Source organism: Leptospira koniambonensis (assembly GCF_004769555.1).
GTDB classification, from domain to species: Bacteria; Spirochaetota; Leptospiria; order Leptospirales; family Leptospiraceae; genus Leptospira_B; species Leptospira_B koniambonensis.
In genome coordinates this window covers 1237477-1255233 of record NZ_RQFY01000004.1, presented here as the reverse complement: position 1 = coordinate 1255233, position 17757 = coordinate 1237477, and the positions used below count along the sequence as shown (strand labels likewise).

At 39.2% G+C, this 17757-nt stretch carries 16 protein-coding genes; 12 read left to right on the top strand and 4 right to left on the bottom strand.

Annotated features, from left to right (window positions below):
* Positions 1–5 precede the first annotated feature (5 nt).
* The 5 genes from lsa66 to EHQ52_RS09825 all read left to right on the top strand — a co-directional run bounded on the left by lsa66 (position 6) and on the right by EHQ52_RS09825 (position 4985).
* Positions 6–1778, top strand: coding sequence for a fibronectin-binding adhesin Lsa66 (gene lsa66 / locus EHQ52_RS09845; protein WP_135615019.1), 1773 nt, complete (start codon positions 6–8; stop codon positions 1776–1778).
* Between the two features lies 1 nt (position 1779).
* Positions 1780–2526, top strand: coding sequence for an NRDE family protein (locus EHQ52_RS09840; RefSeq protein ID WP_135615018.1), 747 nt, complete (start codon positions 1780–1782; stop codon positions 2524–2526).
* A 7-nt stretch (positions 2527–2533) separates the two neighbouring features.
* Positions 2534–2917 (top strand): PilZ domain-containing protein, encoded by a 384-nt coding sequence (locus EHQ52_RS09835; protein ID WP_100709034.1) that lies wholly within the window; start codon positions 2534–2536, stop codon positions 2915–2917.
* Positions 2914–4089: an MFS transporter gene (locus EHQ52_RS09830; protein WP_135615017.1), complete on the top strand. Its 1176-nt coding sequence runs from the start codon at positions 2914–2916 to the stop codon at positions 4087–4089. Before EHQ52_RS09835 ends, EHQ52_RS09830 begins: the two co-directional genes overlap by 4 nt.
* A 113-nt stretch (positions 4090–4202) precedes the next feature.
* On the top strand, positions 4203–4985 hold the full coding sequence (locus EHQ52_RS09825; protein ID WP_135615016.1) for an SDR family NAD(P)-dependent oxidoreductase: 783 nt from the start codon (positions 4203–4205) through the stop codon (positions 4983–4985).
* Between the two features lie 61 nt (positions 4986–5046).
* On the opposite strand, the gene cueR is transcribed toward EHQ52_RS09825, so the two are convergent.
* Positions 5047–5439 carry a Cu(I)-responsive transcriptional regulator gene (cueR, locus tag EHQ52_RS09820; RefSeq protein ID WP_135615015.1) on the bottom strand — a complete coding sequence of 131 codons (393 nt, stop codon included), beginning with the start codon at positions 5437–5439 and terminating at the stop codon, positions 5047–5049.
* A gap of 136 nt (positions 5440–5575) precedes the next feature.
* Here cueR and EHQ52_RS09815 point away from each other — a divergent pair, with 136 nt between their 5' ends.
* The 7 genes from EHQ52_RS09815 (at position 5576) to EHQ52_RS09785 (ending at position 13290) form a co-directional block, all read left to right on the top strand.
* On the top strand, positions 5576–5782 hold the full coding sequence (locus EHQ52_RS09815; protein WP_135615014.1) for a heavy-metal-associated domain-containing protein: 207 nt from the start codon (positions 5576–5578) through the stop codon (positions 5780–5782).
* Between the two features lie 4 nt (positions 5783–5786).
* Positions 5787–8102: a heavy metal translocating P-type ATPase gene (locus EHQ52_RS09810; RefSeq protein ID WP_135615013.1), complete on the top strand. Its 2316-nt coding sequence runs from the start codon at positions 5787–5789 to the stop codon at positions 8100–8102.
* 76 nt (positions 8103–8178) lie between these two features.
* Positions 8179–9015, top strand: a complete 837-nt coding sequence (locus tag EHQ52_RS09805) for an adhesin OmpL37 family surface protein (protein ID WP_135615012.1) — start codon at positions 8179–8181, stop codon at positions 9013–9015.
* Between the two features lie 75 nt (positions 9016–9090).
* Positions 9091–11052, top strand: a complete 1962-nt coding sequence (locus EHQ52_RS09800; RefSeq protein WP_135615011.1) for a DUF4178 domain-containing protein — start codon at positions 9091–9093, stop codon at positions 11050–11052.
* Positions 11053–11061: 9 nt separating this feature from the next.
* Positions 11062–11262 (top strand): hypothetical protein, encoded by a 201-nt coding sequence (locus EHQ52_RS09795; RefSeq protein ID WP_135615010.1) that lies wholly within the window; start codon positions 11062–11064, stop codon positions 11260–11262.
* Between the two features lies 1 nt (position 11263).
* Positions 11264–12763: a polyamine aminopropyltransferase gene (locus EHQ52_RS09790; protein WP_135615009.1), complete on the top strand. Its 1500-nt coding sequence runs from the start codon at positions 11264–11266 to the stop codon at positions 12761–12763.
* Between the two features lie 149 nt (positions 12764–12912).
* Complete coding sequence (locus EHQ52_RS09785) at positions 12913–13290, top strand: hypothetical protein (protein ID WP_135615008.1); 378 nt, start codon at positions 12913–12915, stop codon at positions 13288–13290.
* Here the strand turns inward: EHQ52_RS09785 and EHQ52_RS09780 are convergent.
* Genes EHQ52_RS09780 through ftsH form a run of 3 tightly spaced genes read right to left on the bottom strand, consistent with a single transcriptional unit; the run spans position 13265 to position 17756 of the window.
* Positions 13265–15289, bottom strand: a complete 2025-nt coding sequence (locus tag EHQ52_RS09780; protein ID WP_135615007.1) for a PP2C family protein-serine/threonine phosphatase — start codon at positions 15287–15289, stop codon at positions 13265–13267. The two genes, EHQ52_RS09785 and EHQ52_RS09780, sit on opposite strands and share 26 nt — an antisense overlap.
* 11 nt (positions 15290–15300) lie before the next feature.
* Positions 15301–15780, bottom strand: a complete 480-nt coding sequence (locus tag EHQ52_RS09775) for an EVE domain-containing protein (protein ID WP_135615006.1) — start codon at positions 15778–15780, stop codon at positions 15301–15303.
* Positions 15777–17756: an ATP-dependent zinc metalloprotease FtsH gene (ftsH, locus tag EHQ52_RS09770; RefSeq protein ID WP_135615005.1), complete on the bottom strand. Its 1980-nt coding sequence runs from the start codon at positions 17754–17756 to the stop codon at positions 15777–15779. The genes EHQ52_RS09775 and ftsH overlap by 4 nt, the downstream gene beginning before the upstream one ends.
* Between the last annotated feature and the right edge of the window lies 1 nt (position 17757).

Sequence of the window (17757 nt, the reverse complement as noted above, 5' to 3'; positions counted from 1 at the left end):
GTAGCATGTTCGGAAAAATTTTTCCTTTTTTAGGTCTTCTGGGAGTTCTATACTCATCTTCGATTTCCGCAAATTCTCTTATCAGCACTGAATCCGGCTCCTTCTCTCCGAACTGGGATGGGGTCTCTGACATTCTAAGATTCAAAATACAAACTTCTTCTTTGCCAAAATTGCAAGATTGGGAGCTAACAATCCGAAGCGCCTCTGGAGAAACTGTTCGAAAATTTGAAGCAGGAAAGATCCGAAAAAAAGGATTCACATTATTTTCGGACGAGAACGAATTCGCAGCAGAAGATATTTATCTACCTTCTATACTAGAATGGGATGGAGAAAATGAAAACGGAACTCCAGTTGGAGATGGATATTATACGTATCAGTTATTTTTGCTGACCGCAAACAAAGAAAGGATCCTTTCTGAAGAATCTACATTCTACTTAGATGCAAGACCTCCCAAAGCAGAAGCAAATTGTAAGACTAAGTTATTATTGAGCGATGACAGGAATTTATCCAAGATCATCATACAACAAAAGACTTCTGGAGAATCTGCAGATATTTTTATAGGAGAATTTTTAGACTTCGAAGGCAGATCCTTAAAAGCTTATACTTGGAGAAATAGAGAAGTTCCTTATCAACTCGTATGGGATGGAACTGATTCCAATGGCAAACCAGTTCCTCCAGGTCTGTATACATATAAACTCACAGGAAGAGATCCTGCGGGAAACGAATCCATTGATAGAATCGAAAACCTTACTGTTAAAAATGATTCTTCCGGAGTAGATTTAAACGTAGAAGGAGATTTATTTCCTTCTGATCCAAACAATCCATTAAATCGTATTAAATTTAACTCATTCGTTTCTTCTAAATTAAAATCAGATTCTTATGAACTGGAAATTTTCAAGAACGAAGCAAAAGAAGATAATTTAGTCTTCTCCCAAAAATCTTTAGGTGAACCTCCTGCAGAACTGATCTGGGAACCAAAGAACAAAGAAAACAAACCTTTAGGCCCAGGAATTTATTTTTATCGTCTAACGGTTTATAATAGATACGATAAACATATTAGTATTCCTAAAAAATTCCAACTTTCAGACCAAAAGCCAAAATTCTCCTACGATGTTTCTCCCGGTGGATTTACGCCTGATGGAGATTGGCAAAAAGATCTGGTCGAGATCCGTCTAAAATCAAAGGGACTTCCAATCGTTTCCTGGAAGATCAATATTATGGAATCTTATTTTGACGGGGACAAACAAGAAGAAAGGATCGTACGTAGCTGGAACGGAACCGGCAATGGTCCAGACAAATTAATCTGGTATGGTTTGGACGATCAGGGTAGAAGAATAGGATCTCTTGCAGAACTCAGATTTGTTCTTTCTTACAAAGACGTATTTGGTGGAGAAGAAGAATTAGAATTAGGAGATATCAAAACAGATATCCTAGTAGTAAAAGAAAAAGAAGGATTTAGATTTTCAGTCCCAAATCGGATCTATGAAGACAAATGGTGGACATTACCTTCTAAACTAAAATCAGTCTTAAGTAAATTTCCCGGATATAAAGCAGAGTTACAGATCCATACTTCTCATAGAGGAGACGATGAATATAATCTAAGAGCTTCTGAAGAAAAAGCTAAAAAAGTATTCCAATCTTTATTCGGAAAAGATTATGAATTCGGAAGATATAGATACAGAGGTTATGGAGAAACATTACCTTTGATCCCAGGCAATGGAGCTTACGAAGTAGATCGAAATGAAAGAGTAGATTTCTTCCTAAGTGTAGGAAAATAAAATGTGCACTTCTTTAATCTATAGAGACCCAAACAAAGGAATACTTGGAGTCGGATTTAACAGAGACGAATCTACCAAAAGAAAACCTTCTTTATCGCCTCAGCTGTTAGAATCAAATTCAGGAAAAGCAATCGCTCCGATCGATGGAGAAGCAGGCGGTACTTGGATCGGAGTTTCCCAAAGAGGCGAAATTATCTGTCTAGTAAACTACTACGAAGCCACCTTAAAATTATTGCGCAATCCTGTGAGTAGAGGACTACTAGTTCGCTCCATTCTACTTGGAGAAAGAACTCCTGAATCTTATACGGAATCAGAGTTGGAAAAATATTATCCGTTCAAATTATTCAAAGCAAACAAAGAGAAGACTGAAATATTTATTTGGGATGGTAAAACTTACCAAACAGAAACAGACTCCGAAACATTTTCAGTTTTCGGAAGCTCCTTTACTCAAGGACCAAAAGCCCAGGTAGCAAGAAGAGAAACCTTCGAAAAAAATTTTCGTCCTTCTTCCCTTCCTGATGCCGCAGGTTTTACAAATATTGCTAAGGCATTCTTATCTTCTCATTTGCCTGAACAAGGCGCTCTATCGCCTTGTATGCATAGAAGAGACGCACATTCAGTTTCCAGAACCGTAATCATTTTGGACGGATCTTCTGTTTATTTCTCCTACAAGAATTCTCAACCTTGTGAAGAGGGACCAGAAGAGGATTACAATTTCACTTTGACTGAATTTCGAACTTCTGCATGATTGTCGTATGGCGGGCACTAACTCCCTTTTCGACGATAAATACGAATACCGGGACCCTTCTCAACAGAAGAGGAAGAACGCTCGCGTCAAAATCACCATCGACGGCGATTTTATAGTTAAAGGGCGAACTCAAAGATTTCCAGTATTCATCGTTGATATAGGAACTGGAGGAGCTGGCATTGAGACCCGCACTTCCGTTTTCGAGGGAGACCGGATCATCCTATACGGAAATATCAACGGCAAAAATATGGAACTCGAGTCAGAAGTAATCCGAGTTTCCGGAAAAAAAGCCAACGTAATCTTCATTACTCTTTCCGAAGAAGACAAAGATCTTATCCAAGACCTGATCCACAAAAAGTTTTTTGACAAAGACAAAAAGCCTCTATCCTGAAAAAAATCACCAAAGCAGTCTGGGTTCTTTCATTCATCAGTCTTTTTACTGATGTATCCAGCGAAATGTTATATCCTATCATGCCTCTTTATTTAAAGAGCATAGGATTCTCAGTCGTACTAATTGGAGTCCTAGAAGGATTTGCCGAAGCGATCGCAGGATTAAGTAAAGGTTATTTCGGAAAACTTTCAGACCAAAATGGTAAGAGAGTTCCATTCGTTCAGTTCGGATATTTATTAAGCGCAATCTCCAAACCAATCATGGGGTTTTTCACATTCCCAATCTGGATCTTTTTATCCAGAACTATGGATCGATTGGGAAAAGGTATCAGAACAGGTGCAAGAGACGCATTACTTTCTGACGAAGCAACACCAGAAACCAAAGGTACAGTTTTCGGATTTCACCGTTCTATGGATACTTTGGGGGCAGTACTAGGACCTACATTCGCATTAGTATTTTTGCATTTTTATCCTGAGAATTATTCTATTTTATTTTTTATTGCGGCTATCCCAGGTCTTTCAGCGTTCTTGATCTCAGGTCTTCTAAAAGAAAAGAAGAAAGAAAAAAACGTCACACAAGAGAAATCAAACTTTCTATCTCATTTTCTTTATTGGAAGAATGCGCCGATTTCTTATAAAAAAATAGTAATCGGCCTCTTAGTCTTTGGACTAGTTAATAGTTCAGATCTTTTTCTTCTTTTAATGGCAAAAGCAAAAGGTTTAGAAGATTCTCAGGTGATTGGAATATACATATTTTATAATTTAGTATATGCTTTATTTTCTCTTCCAGCAGGTATCTTTGCGGATAAGATTGGTCTTAAACCAACTTTGGTCTTCGGCTTATTTGTATTTGCTTTTGTATACGGAGGAATGGCTTTCGCAGAAGATAAGATCCACTTCTATTCCTTATTCTTCTTATACGGAATTTATGCTGCCAGCACAGAAGGTATTTCCAAGGCGTTAATCACTAATATAATTCCTAAAACTGATTCAGCTTCTGCAATCGGGACATTTGCAGGCTTAAACAGTATTGCTGCTTTGGTTGCGAGTAATCTCGGAGGGTTGATCTGGTTTTATTCAGGACCTAAAAGTATGTTCCTTATCACGGCTTTAGTTTCTGTAATAGTTTCATTCTATTTCATCCGTCTTTCTCTTTCCAAATCCGGAAATTAAGATTGAAGGATCCGATCTTTCCTTTTTCCGAAAACTTTTAATAAAAGATTTTACTTTACAAAAGTGAGCATTTACTCACTTTTTAGTTAATTATTTCTTATCGGCTGATTCGTATGGACTATAAAAACAAGGTAATTTTAATCACGGGAGCTTCTTCCGGTATTGGAAAAGCGACTGCATTAGCCCTGGCTAAATTTCAAAATAAAATAATACTTACCGCAAGAAGGGAAAATCTCCTCCAAGAAGTCTCGAAAGAGATCACGAAATTAGGAAGTGATTGTATCTCTTTTGCCGGAGATGGAAGAGACAAGGCCCATGCAAAATTTGTAATACAAGAAATAGTAAAGAAGTATGGAAAGATAGATATCGCTCTACTTAATATCGGGATCGGTCCTCCTTCTAATACATTAACCTCAACCTCTAAAACAATCTTAGACTGTATGAATATCAACTACAGTTCTTTGATTAACTTTTATGTTCCCCTTATGAAGCAGATGAAAAAACAAAAAGAAGTATGTATGATCTCTCATATGAATTCGTTGGCGACCTATTTCGGAATCCCAATGCAAGGTGATTATACTGCTTCCAAGGGCGCCGCGCGTCTTTTTTTAGAAACTGCAAGAATGGAATTAGAACATTTCGGAATAAAACATATAAGGATCCAAACAATACATCCTGGATTTGTGGATACGGAAGCGGTAAAGAATGACGGAATTCCTGCTCCGAATCAAATCAGTGAGAATGAGGCTGCTAACCTAGTCCTAAAGGGCTTTAGAAAAGAATGGAAAGAAAACCGTTTCCCATACGGAACCGCTTTGGCTACTCGGATAGGGAGGATCGTGCCCCTTTGGCTCAGAACAAAAATTCTTTTGTCGGAGACTCCTAAAAATTTTTGATCCATTTTTTTATATAGGAAAGGCGATTAGGAGTACATTTATCAATTACTATAATGAATTTTTAATCGTATCCTTCTAACTCTTCTAAGATAGGACAATCCGGTCTATGATCTCCATGACAATGTTTTGCTAAATGAGTGAGAGTATCACACATTGATTGTAATTCTAAAATTTTTGCCTGCATTTCTTTTACATGAGTTAGAGCCAAAGATTTGACCTGAGCACTTGCCCTGGATTTATTTTTCCAAAGTCCCAATAATTGTTTGATCTCAGGCAAAGAAAATCCAAGACCTCTGGCTCTTTTGATAAATCTCAATGTATGTATGTCTTTTTCTGAATATAGTCTATATCCGGAATCTGCACGAATGGGTTTAGAGACGAGTCCAATGGATTCATAATGCCTGACTAATTTTGGGTTTACCCCGGATAATTTGGCGACTTCTCCGATATTCATAAATTCATAACCTTCCAGTCATTAGAAGGTTAGAAAGTCTTATTTTTTATGAAAAATCGGATTTTTTTGGATTTGGGCCTTGACCTTCCCACTATTGGAAGGTTGACAATAAGATTATAGATCAAGGAGAAATAAAATGTACGAGATCAAATTATCAGGAATGACCTGCAATCATTGTGTAGGGACCGTATCTAAAACAATCCAATCCTTCGATTCAGAGTCTAAACCAGTAGTGGATCTAAACTCCCAGACTGCACGTTTTGAAACCAAGAAGGATATTTCCTCTCTTCCTAAAATGTTGGAAGAAGAAGGTTATCCAGTGGTTTCCATCAACCAGGAGTAAAAAGATGAGCGAGGAAATCACATTAGATCTTTTTGGAATGACCTGTGCAAACTGCGCAAGAAGAATAGAAACAGGTTTAAACAAAGTCCCGGGTGTAGAAGAGGCTCGAGTCAATTTCGGAAGGGAAACTGCATTCGTAAGATTCAATGAGTCTGTAAATTCTACACAATTATTTTCTAAAGTAGAATCCCTAGGTTATTCTGCAAAATTGCACTCAGAGAATAATTATAAAGAAACAGAAGAGCTACATAAAAAAGAAAGATCCAAATTGAGATCTAGATTTTTTATCTCACTTTTGTTTGCTTCTCCCCTATTCTACTCAATGGTTTCCCATTTTTCTTTTTTGGAATTTTTACCTAATCCAAAAGCACTCATGCATCCTTGGATACAATTTGTATTGGCGTTTCCAGTTCAGTTCTGGATCGGATTTCCATTTTATAAAAGTGCATTCAGAGCAATCAAAAACGGAAGCGCAAACATGGATGTTTTGGTTTCCTTAGGAACCTCTGCGGCATTCGGATATAGCTTTATACTTTCTCTCTTACAAGGGACCCGACAAGGAGATCTGCTCTTCTCATCTTTCTGGGTAGAAGGCGCACATATTCATTCACTTCCGCCGTTATACTATGAAACATCCGCTGTATTACTTTCTTTTATACTCGCAGGTAAATGGATGGAAGCAGAAGCAAAAGGGAAAAGTTCTTCTGCAATCCAAACCTTACTGGAATTAAAACCGGAAACAGCTCGTATTAAAAAAGAAGAAGTTTGGTCGGAGATACCAACTGAATACGTAAAAAAAGGTGATATCCTACAAGTCAGACCTGGAGAAAAATTTCCAGTAGATGGGTTAGTATTAGAAGGTTTCAGCTCAGTTGATGAATCTATGTTAACAGGTGAAAGTCTTCCCTTAGATAAAAAGAAAGACAGCCAAGTGTTCGGGGGAACAGTAAACGGGAACGGAAACCTGATCGTCCAGGCAACCTCTGTTGGTTCCGAAACAGTTCTCGCATCCATTATCAAAACTGTCGAAGAAGCACAAAGTTCCAGGGCACCCATCCAAAAGATTGCGGATAAAATTTCTGCAGTATTTGTTCCTGCGGTAATCCTGATCTCTTTGTTTAACTTTTTATTATGGTTCTTCTTTTTAGAAGCAGGAGAATTAGGTTCCGCTTTAGAAAAATCTATAGCGATCTTAGTGATTGCATGTCCTTGTGCTTTAGGACTTGCCACTCCAATTTCAATTTTAGTCGGAACAGGAAAAGCAGCAAGCCAAGGGATTCTATTCAGGAACTCAGAAGTTTTAGAAACCACAGCTTCTCTCAATCTGATAGCTTTCGATAAAACCGGAACAATCACTCAAGGAAATCCTTCCGTAACAGATTATAAATTTGCAGGAGAAGAGTCGGGTCTTCTTTCTTCATCTGCATCCGCAGAATCTGCATCTTCTCACCCTTTAGGAAAGGCGATTGTTTCCTTTGTAAAATCAAAAGGTCATTCTATACTTTCTCCTGAAAATTTACAGACTGTTCCAGGCCTTGGGGTCACTGCTAAAATAAATCAAAATATGATCAAGATAGGAAAACTGGAGTTTTTCGAAGAAAAGGAAAGTTTACCTAAGGATTTATTAGATATTTCTAATTCTTGGGAAAAAGCAGGAAAAACAGTAGTTTGGGCAAGATCCGAGAACGGGAAAAGTGTCAACTCTAATAGCGCGGCCGGCTCTACCACTATGAATTCTGCCGTAAGCGCCGATGTTGGAACTCCTACATGGATCATCTTCGCAATTGAAGATACAATCCGACAAAATGCAAAATCCGCATTAGAAAAATTAGATTCTCTTGGAATCGAAACACTACTCTTAACCGGAGACCATTTATCCGTAGCGGAAAATATCTCCTCTAAAGTCGGGATCAAAAATGTGCATGCGTCTCTTCTACCAAAAGAGAAAGCAGAGATACTTTCCGATCTACAATCCAAAGGAAAAACAGTAGGAATGACCGGCGATGGCATCAACGATTCACCTGCATTAGCAAAAGCGGATGTAGGATTTGCAATGGGCACAGGAACAGGTGTAGCGATCGAAACCGCTGGAGTAGTTTTGGTAAAAGGAGATCTGGAAAAAATTGCAGAAGCAGTCCTGATTGCAAAGGCGACAACTGGAAATATCAGGCAAAATTTTTTCTGGGCGCTTGCTTATAACACTCTCGGGATCCCGATTGCGGCCGCAGGATTATTAGCTCCCTGGATTGCAGGCGCTATGATGGCATTCAGTTCCGTTTCCGTGGTCTTAAATGCACTCCGACTTAAGAAAAGGACATAAGATAAAGAATCGTTCAGTAAAATTTATCCTATAACGGGGTTCAATTTGGACCCCTCTTATTTCCGAAAATCCTAATATGGGATCGAAAAGAAATCTTACATATATCATTCTTCTTTTCGCATTTATAATTCTTCCTTTTGGACAAACAAAAGCAGACTTAGACAGTAATAGGGCTACGGCTTTGGTCCGAGTAGAAAGAGGATTAAAACAAAACGAATTTCATCTAAAAGCGATCAATAGTACAATCTCAAATTACGGAACAGAAGAAGATAAGGCATTATTCCGCAGATGCCTTCAACATCATATAGAGACATTCACTCTATATTTACAATTTGATCTTTCCCATTCTTACGATGAAATGCGCCAAACCCAAAGACTATTAGTTATATTATATGGCAAAGCAGTAGAAGCATCAGCCACCAGCGTGAGAAGAGAATTGGATTTTTTATCCAAGTATGCTCTCAGAACAAAAGATGCAGAAGCAAGACATCATTTGGAAATGGGTTATAGAGAATACGGGGCCTCTAACCAAAAGAAAACGATCGCAGATAACACAAGACCTTATTTGCCTGGAATCAAAACCCAATACTTATACGAAGCTCTGAAATTATTAAAACAATCCAGAGAATACGTCATTCTTCTTTCTTTAAAATTTCTTTCCGACTTTGAACCGGATCTACAAACCACTGAATTCGAAGAAATTTATAATGAGATCAATCGTGCAATGTTCAGCAAGGCAGACTATTATAATCGGATCCATTTCGATAACCATTTTCATATCTTCAATTCTCAGAATCTATACGAAGCTACTTGGGAGAATCCAGGCCTGCAAGAATTGGAAAAAGCTTTGGGAGATATAGATCCTGCCAGCGATCGGGCAAGAAGAATGGCGAAACGCTCCGTCATTCCTTAAAAATTCAGGAAATTTCTTTCGACAACTTAAAACCAGGATTGACAGAGTATCCTCCTGAAGTTATCACCTTTCTTTGTGTCCGAACTAAGTTGTCCTAATTGTGGAGCCCCGGTCCCCATCATCAATAAGGCTTCCGTGTACGCGGTTTGCTCCAGTTGTAAAACTCTATCCCTCAAAAAAGATGTGAATCTGGAAAAGATCGGCACAGCGGGAGAACTCGCTGATGATCATTCTATCGTACAACTCGGGACTCAAGGGAATTATAAAGGCACTCCGTTCAGAGTTATAGGAAGGATCCAACTTAAATTCGAATTAGGCTTCTGGAACGAATGGCATCTCATGGAAGGAGATGGAAGTTCCGCATGGTTAGGAGAAGCACAAGGTTCTTATTATTATACAAAACTAAATGATGGAATTCCAACAGACAAGATCCCAACCTTAGAAGGTGCAGAAGATCCAATCGTAATCGCTTCAGGCAGAAGAGAAAGGATCACTCCAGGAGACAGTTTTTATCTGGGAGAAAACTGGACCCTAAAAGAGATCATGAAAGCTAGCTGCATAGGTGGAGAAGGTGAACTTCCTATCGGATTCCAAACTGGATACGAAGCAGTTTTATTAGATCTAGCTAGCGAAGATGGAATGTTCGGAACCTTGGATTATTCTGAATCCCCTGCATTATTATTTTCCGGAAGTTTTGCTCCATTAGAAGAATTGAATTTAACCGGGCTCAGGCAAGAAGAAGTAGCATACAACCAAGCTCAGATCCCAGCAAAGTCGATTGAATGTAAAGGTTGTGGAGCTTCTCTCAATCAATTTAGCCCTGACTTCTCTAAATCTTTAGCATGCGAATATTGCGGATCCGTAATGGATACCGAAAGTGATGATCTAAAGATCATCGCTAAATTCGATCAAGTTTCCAGAGATAATGTTCTTCTTCCTTTAGGAACTCCAATCAAACTTCCTAATTTTCCTGAATCCAAGGTCATTGGTATTTTGCGAAAATCTACTGAGGTAGACGATGAGACTTATACTTGGACTGATTACCTTCTCCGATACAAAGGTGGATACTCTTGGTTAAATGAGAACGGGGACAACTGGACCTATTTCGAGCCACTTCCTGGAGTTCCAAAATGGGCGCCGGGACTAAAACGTATCTTCCAAAAAAGATCTTATAAGTGGTTTGCTAATTCTGATTCTAATACTGACTTCGCGTTAGGAGAATTTTACTGGAAAATCTCCGCTGGGGAGAAGGCGCAGCTCGAAGATTTTATTTCTCCTCCTTATATGATCTCTTCCGAGAGAACGGATAAGGAACTTTTCTGGTCTAAAGGAGTATTCATACCTTTTGATACAATGAAGTCTGCAGTTCCTTTGGATACTGCTTCTAAATTCAGAAAACCTGAAATAGTTGGAGTATGTGAACCTAATCCATTCAAGATCAGATTAAAACGAAATCTATGGGTGGCAGCCGCTCTCTCCGCATTGTTTTTAGTTTTCCAAGTATATGGATGTATCAAGGCCAAAAACCAAGTAGTCTATGAGGGAAAATTCAAATATGTGCAAACCTCTGCTCCGAACGCAGAGATAGGAAGTTCAAGTTTCAGAGACAATTCTTTTGTAACGGATGTATTCGAACTAAAAGGATCTGCGAACGAGAATGTAGAGATCCAGATCGAAGCTCCTAATATAGACAATAAATATATATTCTTCTCCGCTGCTTTAATTAACGAAGATACCGATACAGCTTATGATACTTCTATCGAAACTAGTTATTATCATGGAGTGGACGACGGAGAATCTTGGTCAGAAGGTTCCAGATCGGACTCTAAATCTTTGGCGGAAATCCCTCCAGGAAGATATTATCTTAGATTAGAAAGCCAATCAGACTTTCCGGAAGGTTGGGGTTCCGTCTACAATGTAAAAATCATAAGAGATGTTATGAGTCCCTCTCCATTCTTCTTATTTTCAATCTTCTTATGGCTTCCTTTGATCTATACTTTTTTCAGAAGTTATTCTTTCGAATCCAAAAGAGTTTAAGGATTTATTATGTGGAATTTTTTAAAAGGTCTTGTTTATCCCCTATTCGCTGCCTCAATGGGCCTAGGATTTTTTTCGGAATACACGAAGGGTGGAGCTACCACTGATTTCGAAGAAGTAAATCAGGTCCCTAAAACTGTCAGACAAAATCCAGGGATCTATCGTTCTCATTACTCTTGGTTCACCAGAAATTTCCCAGGGGGAAAATAAACTGCAGAGAGCCCTATTAATCTCCGTCCTAATCCTTTCTTCCTGCGGCTTAGTATATGAACTATTAGCAGGCACCGTAGCGAGCTACTTACTCGGAGAAACAGTCACTCAATTCTCCTTAGTCATCGGAGTTTATCTATTCTCCATGGGAATTGGAAGCTGGCTTTCTAGATACTTAATAGAAGATCTGATCCCTAAGTTTTTAGATGTAGAACTCGCATTAGGACTATTAGGTGGATTTAGCGCTGCAATTCTGTTCTTGAGTTTTGGACAGACCAGAATTTTCCAAATCCCACTCTTTAGTATTGTAGTCGCAGTTGGGACCCTGGTAGGAATGGAGATACCTCTGCTTCTACGCATCCTAAAAAATAAATTAGGATTCCGTGATATGGTCTCCAAGGTGCTTAGCTTGGACTATGCAGGAGCACTTCTGGCCTCATTGGCATTTCCAATCTTCTTCGCTCCTAAACTAGGAATGGTAAGGACTTCCTTCTTTTTCGGTTTATTAAATGCAGGAACAGCATTATGGGGAACATTCGTTCTTCCTCTATCCGAAAAACATAAAAATTTATTAAGAGCAAAATCTGCACTTGTGCTGACCTTACTTGGGTTAGGATTCGCATTCTCTGAGATGGTCACTAATTACAGTGAAGAAAATCTTTTTTCAGATGAGATCATTTACTCTAAACAAACCAATTTTCAAAAGATCATAGTCACCAGATACAAAAGTGAACTTAGACTTTTTCTGAACGGGCACTTACAATTCAGTTCAAGAGACGAGTATAGATATCACGAAACATTGGCGCATCCAGCACTTCTCTCTCATCCAAATCCAAAAAGAGTATTGGTTTTAGGAGGAGGAGATGGTTTAGCAGTCAGAGAAATTTTAAAATATCCAAGTGTAGAATCCATTACATTAGTTGATTTGGATCCTGAGATGACTCGTATATTTTCGGAACAACCTATTCTCACTGAGATAAATGGATCTAGTTTAAAAAACCCTAAAGTAAAAGTGCAAAACGCAGACGCTTTCTTATGGTTAGAAGAATCAAGTTCAGTATTCGATGTCGTGCTGATAGATTTCCCGGATCCAAGCAACTTCTCCATTGGAAAATTATATAGCACTGCATTTTACAGAAGTTTAAAAAGAAGGCTTAACGAATTTTCAGTCGTAGAGATACAATCAACTTCTCCCCTGTTTGCAAGAATGTCTTTCTGGTGTGTAGAAGCCACTCTCAAAGAATCTGGATTTAATACCAGAGCCTTACACGTTTACGTTCCTTCTTTCGGAGAATGGGGATTTGTTTTAGGATCTGTAGGAAACTTAAGAGGATATAGAAAAGATCTTCCTGCAGGATTAAAATTCCTGAATGAAACAGAACTCAAATCTATTTCGGAATTTCCTCAAGACATGTCCAGAGTGCCGACTGAACCAAACCGATTGGATAATCAAAGTCTTGTACGTTATTACGACCAAGAATGGAATCGTATCTTAGATTAAAAAGATCACGAACTTCTCACTCTTCTTAGGTTCCCAAAATTTCAAACGTGCGGTGATTTTTCTAAACTAGGATTCTTTCTTAAAAAGAGGAAAGAACTTCCCTAAACTTATAAAGACTTAAAAATATAGGAAAAAGAGGACTTTCTTAGATGAACCATAAACTTAAAACTATCTGCATCGTTTTATTATTCTTATTAGGTGTTTCTGCTTCCTATGCACAATCTGGAACCACAGAAACCACGTTACACGACTTCATGGAAGATTATACCAAACCTGCTTCTAAAAAAGCTAAGAAAGGTGATAAGGCTGCTCTCGAAAAGATCTTAAAAGAAGTGCCGAACTGGGCCTTAGACGAACAAAAAACAAAATGGAAAGAGATCACTGATAAAGCTCTTGCTTCAGGAGATTTGGAGTCTTCCTGCAAAAACTGTCATAAAGAATATAAAAAAGATTATAAGAAGAGTTACAGAAAACGCCCGATCCAAGTTTCAAATGAGCTGATCAGCTTTTTGAAAAACTCGAAGTAGTTTCCTTAATCACACTCTCATCAGGGATCGGCAAATAATCTAGGACGAGAAATGTTAAATCGTCTTCGAAATGTTTTCTGTTCCCTGTAAAACTTCTGACAGTAGCAAATAGATCTTCACCTAGTTTTTCTCCAGAAGATTGCATATGTTCGCTTAACAATTTATAAAATCTCTGAAATCCGAAAATTTCTCCACTTTTACTTCTGGCTTCTGTGATACCGTCAGTATAAATGATCAAACGATCACCAGGTTTCATCTGGAATTCAACTACGGAGTTTTTTAAGTTAGGATCCATTCCCATGATCCAACCAGGCAGGAAAATTTCCTTAGTATCCCCAGATCCTTTGTCTATCGCAACGATAGGAGGATGTCCCGCATTAGAATAAGTTACTTTTCCATTTGCGGGATCGACTATAAGATAAGCCGCGGTAATGAAATGTTTTCCATACTTACCGCTTAAAGATCTATTAATACTTCTTAAAACTTCTGCAGGATCTTCGTTCTTTCTGGATTCGATGGAAAAGGCCAATTTCACCATGGAAGAAATGATCGCAGCAGGTACACCGTGACCGGAAACATCAGACAAGAAGATCCCTAATTTACCGGATTCCAATTGGTGAAAATCATAGAAGTCCCCGCCTACGGAACTCGCAAACTCCCCTCTCACTGAAAGTTTCAAATTTTTAACTTCAGGCAAACGATCTGGAAGAATGGACTCTTGCAGTTCTCTCGCGATCTTAAGCTCTTGTTCGATCTCAGTTAACTTCAATTGGCTTTCATAATTTTCCAGTCGAGCTTGGAGAGAATCCTTCTCTAATGTTTTGATCCTATCTGCCAAAGCAAAAGAAAGAAGTGTCATCTCTACCAAAGAGCCGAATTGAGCGGACCAATGTGTGAGTTCTGTATCCTGAATAATGGACAAGTTCCTAAGAGCAGTGATCAAAACAAAAAGAATAAGAACAGACCATGCCAATAGGAAATAACGAGCGGGGCGATATCCTCTTCTTAAACGGATCGCGGCAGAATAGATCACCAACACTGCGGCCAAAAAAGGATACCATGAAACCGCCCAGATCATAGGTCCGTAAATGCTGGAGAACAAAGAGGCAATAAAACCGAAAATGGCAATCGCAGACAATATTAAGAAAGCGTAATTTTTCCAGCCGGTCTCTCTTTCCATATGTAAGAAGGAACGAGTGAATAAAAGTGAGAATGCAACTGATAAGAATGCAAATCCGGTCAGATAATCATTCCAAGAAGTTGCTGGAGCTGGGATCAGATACTGGGCACCAACTCCTGTGACTGCCATCTGCCAAAGTCCATAGAATAGCAGATAAAAAACATAGAAGAAATAACTGGAATCTTTTACCACAAAGGCAAGAAATCCGTTATACACTAACATGATCCCAATTGCCCCGAAAAAAATCCCTAGGAACAAATTCTCCATTTGGATATGAGCAGCAAATTCCTTAGGCGCCCAGGCTTGGAAATTCAAAACCAATGATCTTCTGGTAGATGCGTGGATTAAAAATTCTTCCTGTTTGTTTGGAGGAGTTTCTATTAAGAATGCAGGTTGGATGTACGACATCCTCATATCTCTGGAAAGTTCAGACCAAGCCCATCCTTGTGGTCCCCATACTCTTTTGAATACTGTGAGATTTTCCATTCCTGGGTTATTCAAAACTAAATACCAGGAGATCGTTCCTTCTTTAGGAGGAGCTTGTATCTTGAACTTAATTAAAAACTGATCATCAGTGAAACTGTAGGAGAGACTGTCCTTTTCCATTCTAGTCCAGTCGCCTGATTCTAGATCAGTAGAAGTTTTTACTTCTCCAGGACGTATCTTTCGGATAAAGGTAAATTTATTTATAGGAGTTCCGGACATAGAACCGGAGATCGGAAAAACGGGAACATCTTCCTGAGAATATAGAGAGCCTATACCCAGGATAAGGATCAGCAGAATGAAGCTGATATTCCGAATTTTTCGGAAAATATTCACCAGAAATCTCCCTAACCGAGGAGAGTTTTTGCCCCGGCCAATTTACAAATATAATGAAACTGTTCTTCGCTGACAGGCTGGATAGAAAGTCTACCACCCGGCTGCAAAAGCACCATTCCTTTTAGTTGCCCGTGGGATCTTAATTCTTCTAGCGAAATTGGGCGAGAAAATTTTTCCTTAAATTTCACATCTACCATGAACCAGGTCGGTTTTTGTGGATCACTTTTTGGATCATAATACTTATGTTTCTTATCAAAAGCGAAATGATCCGGATAACCTTCTTTGACTACTTCTGCAAGTCCTGCTACATGAGGTGGTTTAGTGCTGCTATGGTAGAATAGGATGAGATCCTTTTTTTTGATCTCATCCCTTAGGTAATTTCTTGCTCCATAACCTCTGACTCCCTCCCAAGGCGCTGTTTTACCGGGAGAAGAAGCCAAAGTATCTATGGAAAAAACGTCAGGCTCGGTCTTAAAAAGCCAGAATTTCATTCAATACCAGTAGAGTATGCTGGTTTGTTTGGAATTTCTCCCGCTTTTTCCTTTTTGCTAGAACGTTCTGCCTTCTTTTTAGTTTCTTCATGAGAAGGATGAACAATCGCCATCAACTCATCGTGAGATACCGTTTCTTTTGCAAGAAGAGCCTTCGCAAGATTTTCAAACTTGGTAGAGTTCTTACGGACCAGTTCTCTACCCTTATCCAGGCAGGTTTGAACGATCCCTCTGATCTCTTTGTCGATCATTGCAGCAAATTCTTCGCTATAAGCCTTATTACTTTGGCCCATATCTCTTCCTAAGAAAGGACTTTCGTGGCCGCTTCCGTAATTGATTGTGCCCAGTTTTTCGGACATCCCCCAATCACAGACCATTCTTCTCGCGATATTGGTAGCCTGTTGGATATCATTGCTAGATCCGGTAGAAGTCATTTTGAACTTAAACTCTTCTGCGATGAAACCACCCATACAAACTACGATTTGATCCAGCCAATATGCTTTAGTATGAATATGTTTGTCTTCTGTTGGAAGAGATTGAGTAAGACCTAATGCTCTTCCCCTCGGAATGATAGTTACCTTGTGAACAGGTTCTGTATAAGCGAGAAGTGTTCCTAAGATCGCGTGACCCGCTTCGTGATACGCAATTACTTCTTTTTCCTTTTCGGAAATGAAGAAGGATCTACGCTCAGGGCCCATCATCACTTTGTCGCGAGCCTCTTCTAATTCTTCTTGGGTTACACGTTTTTTATTCTTACGTGCAGCAAGTAGAGCTGCCTCATTGATCAAGTTAGAAAGATCCGCACCTGTAAATCCAGGGGTTCCTCTTGCAATAGAGTTCAAAGAGATATCGCTTGTTAAAGGAACTTTTCTAGAATGCACTTTTAGGATCTGCTCTCTTCCTACTAAGTCAGGAAGATCTACCATCACTTGGCGGTCGAAACGTCCCGGTCTGAGTAACGCAGGATCTAAAACGTCAGCACGGTTAGTCGCTGCCATTACGATCACACCTTCGTTCTTCTCGAAACCATCCATCTCGACGAGCATTTGGTTCAGGGTCTGCTCTCTTTCGTCATGACCACCACCCCATCCAGCCCCTCTCAATCTTCCCACTGCATCGATCTCATCAATGAAGATGATACATGGAGAATTTTTCTTACCTTGTTCGAACAAGTCGCGGACACGAGAAGCTCCCACACCCACGAACATTTCTACGAAGTCGGAACCAGAGATACTGAAGAAAGGAACTCCAGCTTCTCCTGCAACTGCTCTAGCAAGTAAAGTTTTACCTGTACCCGGAGGGCCTACTAAAAGAACTCCGGTTGGGATCCTTGCACCCATAGCTTGGAATTTTTTAGGGTCTTTTAAAAATTCTATAATTTCTACCAATTCGGTTTTAGCTTCTTCGCATCCTGCAACGTCTGCGAAACTTACCTTAACCTTTGGATCTACAGTCATCTTAGCTTTAGATTTTCCAAAAGAGAAAGCCTTATTGCCGGTAGACTGGACTTGGCGCATAATAAAAAAGTAAAATACGAAAATACCGATCAATCCGATCAGCAGGAAGGTACTCAACATTCCCAATCCTTGGCTGCTTTCCGGAGGAACTACTTCGAAATCTATATTCGTTTTTCTTAAAGCAGCAAGAAAGTCTTTGTCCAAAGGTCCTGGGATAATAGTTTCAAATTGGAGAATAGGTTTTGCTGTTCCTTCGTCCGTAGGTTCGTAACAACCTTTGATCATCTCACCTTTCAGGATTAACTTATCGCATCCTGGGAAATTAGCATCTTTGACTTTGACTAATTTTCCCTTAGGCTTCGAGTTAGCATCCGGTTCTACCATATTCATAAATTGGGAGAACGGTAATACTCTTGGTTTCTCCAAAACATTGTGGATTTGCGGTACAAGAACTGCTAATCCTAGGATTACTAAGATAAAAAGTATAAGTAATCTAAGACCTTTATTATTGTTATTCATG

Excerpts from the sequence above, each read along its gene's own strand:
- EHQ52_RS09815 (WP_135615014.1), top strand. The coding sequence starts at position 5,576 with ATGTACGAGATCAAATTATCAGGAATGACCTGCAATCATTGTGTAGGG.
- lsa66 (WP_135615019.1), top strand. The coding sequence starts at position 6 with ATGTTCGGAAAAATTTTTCCTTTTTTAGGTCTTCTGGGAGTTCTATAC.
- ftsH (WP_135615005.1), bottom strand. The coding sequence starts at position 17,756 with ATGAATAACAATAATAAAGGTCTTAGATTACTTATACTTTTTATCTTA.
- EHQ52_RS09805 (WP_135615012.1), top strand. The coding sequence starts at position 8,179 with ATGGGATCGAAAAGAAATCTTACATATATCATTCTTCTTTTCGCATTT.
- EHQ52_RS09825 (WP_135615016.1), top strand. The coding sequence starts at position 4,203 with ATGGACTATAAAAACAAGGTAATTTTAATCACGGGAGCTTCTTCCGGT.
- cueR (WP_135615015.1), bottom strand. The coding sequence starts at position 5,439 with ATGAATATCGGAGAAGTCGCCAAATTATCCGGGGTAAACCCAAAATTA.
- EHQ52_RS09835 (WP_100709034.1), top strand. The coding sequence starts at position 2,534 with ATGGCGGGCACTAACTCCCTTTTCGACGATAAATACGAATACCGGGAC.
- EHQ52_RS09795 (WP_135615010.1), top strand. The coding sequence starts at position 11,062 with ATGTGGAATTTTTTAAAAGGTCTTGTTTATCCCCTATTCGCTGCCTCA.
- EHQ52_RS09785 (WP_135615008.1), top strand. The coding sequence starts at position 12,913 with ATGAACCATAAACTTAAAACTATCTGCATCGTTTTATTATTCTTATTA.
- EHQ52_RS09840 (WP_135615018.1), top strand. The coding sequence starts at position 1,780 with ATGTGCACTTCTTTAATCTATAGAGACCCAAACAAAGGAATACTTGGA.
- EHQ52_RS09775 (WP_135615006.1), bottom strand. The coding sequence starts at position 15,780 with ATGAAATTCTGGCTTTTTAAGACCGAGCCTGACGTTTTTTCCATAGAT.
- EHQ52_RS09810 (WP_135615013.1), top strand. The coding sequence starts at position 5,787 with ATGAGCGAGGAAATCACATTAGATCTTTTTGGAATGACCTGTGCAAAC.